This window comes from Paraburkholderia sp. WS6, from assembly GCF_030464835.1.
GTDB lineage: Bacteria > Pseudomonadota > Gammaproteobacteria > Burkholderiales > Burkholderiaceae > Paraburkholderia > Paraburkholderia madseniana.
This window is the reverse complement of sequence record NZ_JALQCK010000001.1, coordinates 220026-231582: the sequence shown is the minus strand read 5'-3', so window position 1 is coordinate 231582 and position 11557 is coordinate 220026. Positions and strand designations below refer to the sequence as shown.

Sequence of the window (11557 nt, the reverse complement as noted above, 5' to 3'; positions counted from 1 at the left end):
TCGGTTTTGCTTCTCGCCTACGTGGTCGGCGACGTATCGCTGCTCGGCGGATGCGCACCCGGATCGGGCGGCAGCGCGGTCAACAGCCGCGGCCCGTGGTGCGCGCCGGCTTTCCAGCCCGCCTGCCAATCCGCTTCGCCAATGGGCTGCGCCGCCAGCATCACGAGGCTATGCGCGGCCACTTCGACCTCCGGCACTGCCAACCGATGCGGCGCGCTTTCCGGCTCAGCCGTATCTAGCAGCACATGCCATTCCAGGTGTGGCGCGGGCGGTGTGAAACGCCGTGTTTCGTCCGCAGCATTGAGCATCATCAACAATACTTCCGTTTCGTTATTCAAGCCTGGACCCGCGCGCCGCAGCGTGAACGCGCGGCCTTCGGGGTCCTGCCAGGCTTCGATAGTGAGCGGATCGCCGTGTTCATCGAACCAGCCGACATCGAACAGGCCCGGCAAGACTTCGCGATCGCCGAACAGAAAGCGCGTTTCGCGCAGCAGCGGATGCTGTTTGCGCAGCGCGATCACGCGCGCGACGAACGTGGTCATCTGACGGCCGTCGGGCGACTCCGCGCGCTCCCAGTCAAGCCATGATAGTTCGTTATCCTGGCAGTACGCATTGTTGTTGCCGTTCTGCGTGCGCAGCGATTCGTCGCCTGCCAGCACCATGGGTGTGCCGAGCGCCATCAGCAACGTGGCGATCAGCGAGCGGGCCACGCGTTTGCGGGTTTCGAGGAGGACCGGATCGTCGGTCGGGCCCTCTACACCCCAATTGCGACTGCAGTTTTCGTTGTGGCCGTCGTTGTTGTCTTCGCGATTGGCCTCGTTGTGCTTGTGCTCATACGCGGTGGTATCGGCGAGCGTAAAACCGTCATGCGACGTGACAAAGTTGACCGATGCCCACGGTTTCCTGAAACGCCGGTTGAACAGATCCGCGGAACCGGTGAGACGCGCGGCAAGATCGGGACGCAGGCCCGCGTCACCGCGCCAGAAGCGGCGCACTGTATCGCGGAAACGATCGTTCCATTCGGCGAAGCCCGGTGGATGGTTGCCGAGTTGATAACCGCCAGGGCCAATGTCCCATGGCTCGGAAATCAGCTTGCGTTGCGACAGGATCGGGTCCTGGCGCAATGCGTCGAAGAAGCCGGAGCCGGGATCGAAACCATGCTGTTCACGGCCGAGCGTCACGCCGAGATCGAAACGGAAGCCGTCGATATTGAACTTCGTCGACCAGTAGCGCAGCGAATCCATCACCATCTGCAGCACGCGCGGATGCGGCAGGTTCACGGTATTGCCGCAGCCGGTGTCGTTGATATGGTGGCGTTCGTCGCCTGGGATCAGGCGGTAGTAGCTTGCGTTGTCGAGGCCGCGCCATGAGACGGTCGGCCCCATCTCGTTGCCTTCGCAGGTGTGGTTGTAGACCACGTCAAGAATCACTTCAATGCCGGCCGCATGCAACTGACGCACGGCGATGCGCATTTCATCGAGCCGGTGCGAACTCAGATACGACGGCTCCGGCGCAAAAAATGCCGCGGTGTTGTAACCCCAGTAGTTGCGCAGGCCACGCTCCACCAGAAAGCGGTCGTTCAGAAACGCATGCACGGGCAGCAATTCGACCGCGGTCACGCCAAGCTTCAGTAAATGCTCGATGAATTCCGGCGACGCGAGCGCGGCAAACGTGCCACGTTCGTGCTGGCGCAAATCGGGGCGCAACATCGAGACGCCGCGCACATGCGCCTCGTAGACGACGGTTTCGCCCCACGGCACATTCGGGCGCTTGTCGTGCGACCAGTCGAAGGCTTCGTCGATCACGACGCACTTTGGCATGGCCGGCGCCGAGTCGCGCCGGTCGATGGACAGGTCGGCGCGATTCGAATGCACACGGTAACCGAATAGCGCATCGGACCAGCGAAACTGCCCGACCAGTTTGCGCGCATACGGATCAAGCAATAGTTTGTGCGGATTGAAACGATGTCCGTGCTGCGGCTGGTACGGCCCATGCGCACGAAAGCCGTATGCCGTGCCGGGGTGCGCATTGGGCAAATAGCCGTGCCAGATTTCGTCGGTGCATTCGGGCAGCGTGAAGCGCCTGATCTCCTTGCGGCCGGTGGGATCGAACAGGCAAAGCTCGATTTTCTGCGCATTCGCCGAGAACACCGCAAAGTTGACGCCGAGGCCATCCCAGCTAGCGCCGAGCGGATAAGGCGAGCCGGGCAGAAGCCGGTCGGGCATTGCATGCGACATGATTCCCCTTCCTTGTTCTGTTTTATGAACGCTATCGTGGGACTTCATGCAACGGGCGCGCGGCCTGGCCGCCGCGCGCCCGTCTTACAACACTTCTATCAATCTGCGCGCAGAACGATCGTCGCCAAAGGTGGCAGCGTCAGCGCAGCGGAATGCGGCCAACCGTGGCTCGAGACGTTGTCGGTGTGGATCAGCCCGCCATTGCCCATGTTCGAGCCGCCGTACACGCCGGCATCCGTATTCAGCACTTCTGCCCAGCGGCCGCCGCGCGGCATTCCCATCCGGTAACCGACCCGTGGCACCGGCGTCATATTGCACACCACCACCAGTTCGCGGCCTTCGCCATCGGTGCGGCGGTAGGCATACACGCTGTTGCCGTTGTCGTCGCCGACGAGCCATTGGAAACCGCCCGGCTCGCTGTCGAGCAGATGCAGCGCAGGCTCCTCGCTGTACAGATGGTTCAGATCGCGCACGAGCTTCTGCACGCCGTGATGGTTCGGATCGTCGAGCAGATGCCAGTGTGGCGACGTGTCATGGTTGAATTCGGCCAACTGGCCGAATTCGCCGCCCATGAACAGCAGCTTCTTGCCCGGATGCGTCCACATGAAGCCGAAGTACGCGCGCAGGTTGGCGAACTTCTGCCATCTGTCGCCAGGCATCTTGCCGAGCAGCGAGCCTTTGCCGTGCACCACCTCGTCGTGCGAGAGCGGCAGCACGAAGCGCTCGGAATACGCGTACACCATCCCGAAGGTCATCATGTGGTGATGGTATTGGCGGTAGACCGGGTCCTCTTCCATGTAGTGCAGCGTGTCGTGCATCCAGCCCATGTTCCACTTGAACTGGAAGCCGAGGCCGCCATCTTCGAGGCGTGCGGTCACGCCCGGCCACGCGGTCGATTCCTCGGCGATCGTGATCGCGCCCGGCACGCCCGGCACATAGCCGACTTCATGATTCAGCCGCTTCAGAAATGCGATCGACTCGAGATTTTCGCGCCCGCCGTGGATGTTCGGCACCCACTCATCGGCGGCGCGCGAATAGTCGCGATACAGCATTGAGGCGACCGCATCCACACGCAGGCCGTCGACGTGATAGCGCTTCAACCACGCGAGGCCCGATGCCACCAGGAACGCGCTCACCTCGTTGCGGCCGAGGTTGTAGATCATCGTGTTCCAGTCCTGGTGATAGCCTTCGCGCGGATCAGCGTGCTCGTAGAGCGGCGTGCCGTCGAAATCGATCAGGCCATGCGCGTCGTTCGGAAAGTGCGCCGGTACCCAGTCGAGAAGCACGCCGAGGCCGGCCGCGTGCGCCTTGTCGACGAACAGCGCGAACTGCTCGGGCTTGCCGAAGCGTGCCGAAGGCGCGAACTGTCCGAGCGGCTGATAGCCCCACGAACCGCCGAACGGATGCTCGGCAATCGGCATGAATTCCACGTGCGTGAAGCCCATGCTTTTCACGTACGGAATCAGCCGCTCGGCGAGTTCTTCCCACGTGAGGCCGCGCTGGCCCTCTTCGGCGACGCGCAGCCACGATTCGGCATGCACTTCGTAGATCGAGATCGGCGCGCGCGGGGTCTGTTTGGCGGCGCGCGACTGAATCCAGTCGTGATCGGTCCATTCAAACTGCTCGATCTCGTCGACATGTGCGACCACCGATGCGGTGCCTGGTGGCAATTCCGTCTGCATCGCACACGGGTCGGCCTTGAGCGGCAACGGATGGCCGTCACGGGCGAGCAATTCGTACTTGTAGCGCGTGCCCGGGCCGACGCGCGGCACAAACAATTCCCATACGCCTGCCTGATGACGCAGCCGCATCGGATGACGGCGCCCATCCCACGAATTGAAGTCGCCGACCACCGAGACGCGCCGCGCGTTCGGCGCCCAGACGGCGAAGCGCACGCCCGGCACGCCGTCCACTTCCATCGGGCGCGAGCCGAGGCATTCGAGCACTGCGTACGGGTCGCCGCCGGCCAGACGGCCCAACGGCTCGTCGCCGAGAACGGGGCCGAACGAATACGTGTCTTCGATTTCCTGCACGGTGCCATGCCAGTCGATGCGCAGGCGATAGGGCGCGGCAGAGGTGATGCGGCCGGCAAACAGCCCCGGCCTGAGTTGCTCGAGCTCGCCGAGCGTTGCGCCGTTGGCGCGTGAAATTACGGTGACGTGCCTGGCGTTCGGCAACAGCGCGCGCACCACCGGACCCGCGTCCGTCCGATGCATGCCGAGCTGCGAGAAAGGATCGGGGTGACGCGCTTCAACGAGCGCGTCGATATCGAGTGGTTGGAGGCCTGCGGCCGGATCATGCTCACTCATAGTCGCCCTCGGCCGGATTAGGCGATGCGGCGGCGTTTGGCGCCTGGGTTGATGGATCGTGCTGCGGGCTGCCAGTGTCACCGAGCAAGCGGCTGGTGAGCGAGGCGAGGCCGCGTACCGGCAAACTGAGCCACGTTGGACGATTCGCCGCCTCGTAACGGATTTCATAAGCGGCTTTCTCGATCAGGAACAGATCGAGCAAGGCCTGTTCGGCTTCGGGCGCTACCAGCGGCGTCGGCGAATCCGCGATGGCGGCGCGGTATTCCTTGAGGAACGTCTCGGTAGCATGCGCACGGAAACGGTCGAAGAGCGCGCGCTTGCGATCGGCAGTTTGCTGTGGCGCGCTTTCCATCGTGGACTGCGCCGCGGCGCTCGCATACGACAGCGAGCGCAACAAGCCGGCCACGTCGCGCAACGGATTCGACTTCTGACGCCGTTCCTCCAGCGTACGCGCGGGTTCGCCTTCGAAGTCGATCAGATACGCGTCGCCCTGCGCGACCAGCACCTGACCCAGATGGAAGTCGCCGTGAATGCGGGTACGCAGCGCACCCGCATCGCCCGACACCAGCTTGCTGACCGCAGCGACCAGCGCGGCGCGACGGTCGATCAGGCTTTGTGCCAATGCCTGGGTGTCCGGATCGCTCATCTGTTCGATGCGCGGCGCGAGCAGATCGAGCGCGCCGGCGAGCATGGCTTGCGTGCCGGCGACCCACGCCTTCACCTGCTCGGCGCTGGCGAGTTCCGGTGCGAATGCCGGGTCGTCGGAAGGTGACGCAAGCGCCATGTGCAGTTCGCCGAGCCGCTTACCGATGGTGCCGGCCAGCGCGCTGTAGCCTTCCATGAGAATCGTTTCGTTGTCGCGGTCCGGCGATTGCCCGTCCGTATCGACGGCGATCGCGAGTTCGTCCACCGAGCGGCGCAGGTAGTCCAGCGACCAGTTCCAGGCGTCGCCCTGATTGTCGATATAGCCTTGCAAGATAGCGAGTGTATGCGGCACGCCTTCGGGATCGACGCGCACCACTTCACCATACAGCGGCGCGGTGTTCGCGTAGCCGAGCTGGGTCAAATAGCGGCTGATTTCCGCTTCCGGATGAACGCCGCTCACCAGACGTCGCACCAGTTTCAACACCGCGGCATCGGCGATGATCAGCGAGCTGTTGCTTTGCTCGGCCGCCAGCCAGCGGATTTCGGGCCGCTCACCGATATCATCGAGTTCGGAGAACCGCTCGGTGGGGAGGAACTTGATCTCGCTCTTCTGTACGGTCGGCACGACCGCGCGTTCGCGCAGCTTGCGCATCACGCCATGAGCGAAGATGGGCAGCGCGAACGCGTCCGTCAGATGACCGACGTTGCGGCCGCGGCGCACGCGCGCCAAGGCGAGTTGCATGAACAGCGGCGTGGTGGTCTCGCCGCCCCACGTGATCGCGATGGGCACGACGTAGCGTTCGGTGTGATCGCCCACGTCGGCTTCGATTTCGGTGAACGCGAAACCGCCGTTGGGGATCGTCGTCAACGCGGCGAGGCGCACCGCGTGCATCTTCTGATCCTTCGAGGCAAACCAGCGGCGTCGGCTCAGCCAGGACGGCAGCACTTCGGATTCGAGCAGGCGGACGTTTTCCGGTGTCGGGCCGACCTGACCCTCGCGGATCACGATCGTGACGAATTCGGGCAGCGGTTCGGAATGCGCTTGCGCCCATGTCGGACGCTGGCCACTCGAGCAGAGCATGAACCACAGGAAACCGTACGGCGGGAAGGTCAGCAGATAAGTGAGCTGGCCGATTGCCGGGAACACGGAATCGGCAGTCATTTCGATCGGCACCGAGCCGTTGAATTCGGATAGATCGAGTTCAACCGCCTGCGGTGCGCGCGACAGGTTGGCTACGCACAATATTGGCGGCTCGCCTGGCAGTTCGCGCAGATACGCAAGGATCTTGCGGTTTTCCGGCTTCAGGAATCGGATCGTGCCGCGTCCGAAGGTTTGTTTCGCACGGCGCGTGGCGAGCATGCGCCGGGTCCAGTTCAGCAGCGAATGCGGATCGCGGCTTTGCGCTTCGACGTTGACGGCGTCGAAGCCGTACAACGAACCCATCACCGGCGGCAGCACCAGTTGTTCAGGATCGGCGCGCGAAAATCCGCCGTTGCGATCCGACGACCATTGCATCGGCGTGCGCACGCCGTCGCGGTCGCCGAGGTGGATGTTGTCGCCCATGCCGAGTTCGTCGCCGTAATAGATCACGGGCGTGCCGGGCATCGACAGCAGCAGCGAATTGATCAGCTCGATGCGGCGGCGGTCGCGCTCCATCAGCGGTGCGAGGCGGCGGCGAATGCCGAGGTTCAGGCGCGCGCGGCGATCGCTCGCATAGGTGTTCCACAGGTAATCGCGCTCTGAATCCGTGACCATTTCGAGCGTCAGTTCATCGTGATTGCGCAGGAAAATCGCCCACTGGTTCGTTTCCGCGAGGTCCGGCGTCTGCCGCATGATGTCGGTGATCGGAAAGCGGTCTTCGCTCGCGATCGACATATAGATGCGCGGCATCAGCGGGAAGTGGAACGCCATGTGGCATTCGTCTTCGTCGCCGAAATATTCCTTCACGTCTTCCGGCCACTGGTTCGCTTCGGCGAGCAGCATCCGGTTTGGATATTCGGCGTCGATCGTTGCGCGGATCTTCTTCAGCACCGCGTGCGTTTCAGGCAGGTTCTCGTTGTTGGTGCCCTCGCGTTCAACCAGATACGGCACCGCGTCGAGCCGCAGCCCGTCGATGCCCATGTCGAGCCAGAAGCGCATTACCTGCAGCACTTCCTTCAGCACGGCCGGATTGTCGAAGTTCAGATCGGGCTGGTGCGAGTAGAAGCGATGCCAGTAGTAAGCGCCCGCGACCGGATCATGGGTCCAGTTCGACGGTTCAGAATCGATGAAGATGATCCGCGTTTCCTGGTACTTCTGATCGGTTTCGGACCACACGTAGTAGTTGCGATGATTCGACCCCGGCTTCGCGCGACGGGCGCGTTGAAACCACGGGTGTTGATCGGACGTGTGGTTGATCACCAGCTCCGTAATCACGCGGATGCCGCGTGCGTGCGCTTCCTGAATGAAGCGCTTCACGTCCGATAGTTGGCCGTAGTCCGGATGCACGTTGCGGTAATCGGCGATGTCGTAGCCGTCGTCGCGCCGCGGCGACGGATAGAACGGCAGCAGCCAGATCGCATTCACGCCGAGCTCGGCGATGTAGTCGAGCTTCGCGATCAGGCCCGGAAAATCGCCGACGCCGTCGTTGTTCGCGTCGAAGAACGACTTGATGTGCACCTGATAAATGATGGCGTCTTTATACCAGAGCGGATCGTCGCTGAGCGCGGCGGGTTTGCCGCGCCGCGATGTCCGCGCTTTCGCCGCGCCGCTGGCGGCTGTACTCGTGTGGGTCTGCGACGTGCTTTGGGCTGGATCTTCACGCTTCATGTCGCACCTTCCGTAGGGGTTGGGTTGCCAGCGTCGTCTGCGTGATTGTCGCTGTCGGCATCATCCGGGCGTTCAGCGGGTAGGCCGCCGAGCGGCGCGATGCGCCAGATCGAAAACGGTTGGCCTGAACCGAGGCGGACGTGCTGCCAGCGGCCGTGCCATTCGAAACGCGCACCGGTCATCTGATCGGTCACTTCCAGCGCGCCATGGTCGTGCAGATTCCAGTGGTTGAAAGTGTCCCACGACAATTCGATATCCGCGCCCTGTTCGTTGAAGGGGTCGAGATTGATCGCGACCAGGATCACGTTGTCGCGTGCTGCGGTCGCTTTTTCGAAGAACAGGATCTTGTCATTGTGCGCCGTGAGTAACGTGAGGCCGAGATGCGTTTGCAATGCCGGGTTTGCGCGGCGAATCCGGTTCAACGCAGTGATCTCGCCGACGATGTTGCCGGGCCGGTTCCAGTCCCACGCGCGTAGTTGATACTTTTCGGAGTCGAGATATTCCTCGCTGTTCGGCAACGCAGCGGCCTCGCACAATTCGAAACCGCTATACACGCCCCACAAACCGGCGAGTGTGGAGGCCAACGCGGCCCGGATCAGAAAGCCCGAACGCCCCGACGACTGCAAATGCCGCGGGTTGATGTCCGGTGTATTGACGAAAAAATTCGGCCGGTAGAAATCACGCGCGCTGGTTTGCGTGAGTTCGGTCATGTACTCGATGAAGTCGCGCTTCGACTCGCGCCACGTGAAATACGTGTACGACTGCGAGAAGCCGATCTTGCCGAGCCGGTTCATCATGCGCGGCCGCGTGAAGGCTTCAGCGAGGAAAATCGTGTCGGGATAGCGCGAGCGCACATCGTCGATCACCCATTCCCAGAACGGCAGCGGTTTGGTGTGCGGATTGTCCACACGGAAAATGTGCACGCCCGCCTCGATCCAGAACAGGAAGACGTCGCGCAGCGCGAGCCACAAATCGGGCTTGGCGTCGTGCGCATAGAAGTCCGGATTGACGATGTCCTGGTACTTCTTCGGCGGATTTTCCGCGTAACGCAGCGTGCCGTCGGGACGCCAGGCGAACCACGTCGGATGCTCCTTCAGCCACGGGTGATCCGGCGAGCACTGGATCGCGAAGTCGAGCGCGATTTCGAGGCCGTGCGCGTGGGCGGCGGCCAGCATCTGCTTGAAGTCGTCGAGCGTGCCGAGTTCGGGATGCACGGCAGTGTGGCCGCCCTCGACCCCACCGATCGCGTACGGGCTGCCGACATCGCCCGGCTGTGCGGTCAGCGTATTGTTGCGGCCTTTGCGATTGGCGACGCCGATCGGGTGGATCGGCGGGAAGTACAACACGTCGAAACCCATGTCGCGGATGCGCGGCAGTTTCGTGACGACGTCAGCGAAGGTGCCGTGACGCGATTCATCGTCGCTCATCGAACGCGGGAAGATTTCGTACCAGCTTGCAAAGCCTGCCGCGGTGCGTTCGGCGTCGATCTTGTAGACGATTGGATCGCGGCTCAGGAACGGGCGGTGGCGCGCGGCGGTCATCGCCTTCGCGGTGGTCGGCGCCAGCAGCAGTGCGAGCTTGGCCTCGGGATCGGCCTTGGTGAAGACCTTGACGATATGTTCGAGCGGCTCGCTTATCGTACCCTCCGCGCCTTCCGCGGTTTCCACTTCGGCGAGCACCAGGGCGAACAGATGCGTGGCTTCGTCGAGTTCGAGTTCGACGGTTTGGCCCGCCTTCAGCTTCTTCTGAATATGCTCGACCAGCGACGCAAAGTCGTCGCGCCATGCGATCACCGTAAACTCGTGACGGCCCATGCGCTCCAGCGGAATGCGCGCTTTCCAGATATCGAGGCCGGCCGGCTGTGCGGGGCTCATCGGTACTTCGTGCCAGGCGGTTTCGTCAGCGGCGCGCCAGACGACGGCGGCGGCGATCTTGTCGTGGCCTTCCGCGAAGATCGCGGCGGTGATTTCGGCGCGCTCGCCCACCGTGCGTTTGGCGGGGAAGCGTCCGTTATCGACCGCGGGTGTCACGCTCTCGATCGCCACGCGCGGCGCGCTGATCGCTTCGAGCACCGTCTTGCGGCCGCTGCGCTTGCTGTTTGCCTTGTCGATCGGCGGCGCGAGACGGATCGGTTCATCGGCGACCCCGCGGAACAAACTGACGGCGCCGGGTGCGAGCGTGAACGGCGTCAGCGTGGCGGGCGTGGCATGCGCGGACGCGTCGAGCGGGACGAAGCGCGTGAAGTTGCCCGGTACGCCCGTGAGGAAGCGGGCTGGATCGACGCGCACAGGCGCACCGAGTTCGGGGTTGATGGCGATCAGGATCGCTTCTCCGGCGTCGCGCAGATCGGGCGCGTCGGCGCGCAGCAAGACGGCCGCGGGCGCGCCGGGCCCGCTTAGCGGGCGCAATTCGCCGTTGGCGTGCAGCGTTTTTGTATTGCGCGCCACGTCGTTCACATGGCTGATCTGTTCCGAGAGATCGAATCGCTTCGACCGGCAGGCCAGCGCAAACTGCGCAGCGTCGCCGCGCGTCTGCGACATGGGCTCGGTGATGCCATATTCGAAGCCCATCGGCATCATCCAGCCGGTGCCGGTCGAGGCCGACGCGAACAGCGCGCGCCGGTAGGCCCGCTCGACGATGGCGGCGTCGTGCGCCTCGCTGAGATCGGCAGCGAGGCGGGTGCCGTAAGGCGCTTCGGGAAAGGCGATGGGTGCGGCGATGCGGGCGAGCGCGGCATGCTCTTCCACCATCCAGCCGGCGCGGAAGTCCCACCAGCGCACCGACGAGAACACGCTGTCGAAGCCCGCGCCAGCGAGGCCGAGCAAATCGCCACGCGCGAGACCCGGCGTCGCGGCGAGGAAGCGCACGTCGGGATGCTTCGCCCGAACCGCTTCGCCGAGTTGCCGCCAAACCGCGGCCGGCACGCGATGCGGCGAATCGAACCGGACGCCGCCGACACCGGCGTCGGCCAGCGCCAGCAGTTGCTGCGTCCACCAGCCGACTAACGCAGCGCGGCTGGCGTCGTCGTTGAAGTTGGCATACGCGACGTTGTCCTCGTGATGCACATGGCGCGGATCGAGCCGCGCCTCTTCAGACTCGAATGGGTGGAACCAGGCGGCATGTTCGGCGTACAGCGCGCCATCGGCGGCCATCCGGTCGATCACCAGATCGACCAGCAAGGTCAGACCGTTCTGGCGTGCGGCGTGCGCGAGCGTACGGATCGCCTCCGTGGCGGGTTGCTGAGTCTCGAATGCCGGATGCAGCCGGCCGTGGTTGCCAACCACCTGTGCGTGACCCGCGCGGCCCGGCTCGAAGAGGCCGCCGATCAGCGCGTGATCGAAGCCCAGTCCGGCTGCGTGAGCGAACTGCGCAGGCCATGCATCGAGCGGCCCGACGAGAAGTGAATGGAAAAAGTAAATCCGCGGCGCGTACCCGTTTGGGGATTCCATCGGTCGTTTCCAGATTCGTCCTGCTGCGGTGTGGATGCAATTGACATGCGATCACAGCGCTCATTGGGCTTCCAGAGCCGGATACCGCGCGATGCGTGAAGCGAGGGC

Annotated in this window: 4 protein-coding genes; all 4 read right to left on the bottom strand. The window is 63.7% G+C overall.

Annotation, left to right across the window (positions count from 1 at the left end; all coding sequences use genetic code 11):
• Window positions 1–17: 17 nt before the first annotated feature.
• The gene (gene glgX, locus M0D64_RS00985; RefSeq protein ID WP_266256314.1) at window positions 18–2237 is read right to left on the bottom strand and encodes a glycogen debranching protein GlgX; all 2220 of its coding nucleotides are present in this window, start codon (window positions 2235–2237) and stop codon (window positions 18–20) included.
• Window positions 2238–2335: 98 nt separating this feature from the next.
• Entirely contained in the window at window positions 2336–4546 is a 2211-nt protein-coding gene (glgB, locus tag M0D64_RS00980; protein WP_266256313.1) for a 1,4-alpha-glucan branching protein GlgB, read from the bottom strand.
• Window positions 4539–8000, bottom strand: a complete 3462-nt coding sequence (treS, locus tag M0D64_RS00975; protein ID WP_266256312.1) for a maltose alpha-D-glucosyltransferase — start codon at window positions 7998–8000, stop codon at window positions 4539–4541. The genes glgB and treS overlap by 8 nt, the downstream gene beginning before the upstream one ends.
• Window positions 7997–11449 (bottom strand): maltotransferase domain-containing protein, encoded by a 3453-nt coding sequence (locus tag M0D64_RS00970; protein ID WP_266256311.1) that lies wholly within the window; start codon window positions 11447–11449, stop codon window positions 7997–7999. Before M0D64_RS00970 ends, treS begins: the two co-directional genes overlap by 4 nt.
• Window positions 11450–11557: the final 108 nt, after the last annotated feature.

Excerpts from the sequence above, each read along its gene's own strand:
- glgX (WP_266256314.1), bottom strand. The coding sequence starts at position 2,237 with ATGTCGCATGCAATGCCCGACCGGCTTCTGCCCGGCTCGCCTTATCCG.
- glgB (WP_266256313.1), bottom strand. The coding sequence starts at position 4,546 with ATGAGTGAGCATGATCCGGCCGCAGGCCTCCAACCACTCGATATCGAC.
- treS (WP_266256312.1), bottom strand. The coding sequence starts at position 8,000 with ATGAAGCGTGAAGATCCAGCCCAAAGCACGTCGCAGACCCACACGAGT.
- M0D64_RS00970 (WP_266256311.1), bottom strand. The coding sequence starts at position 11,449 with ATGGAATCCCCAAACGGGTACGCGCCGCGGATTTACTTTTTCCATTCA.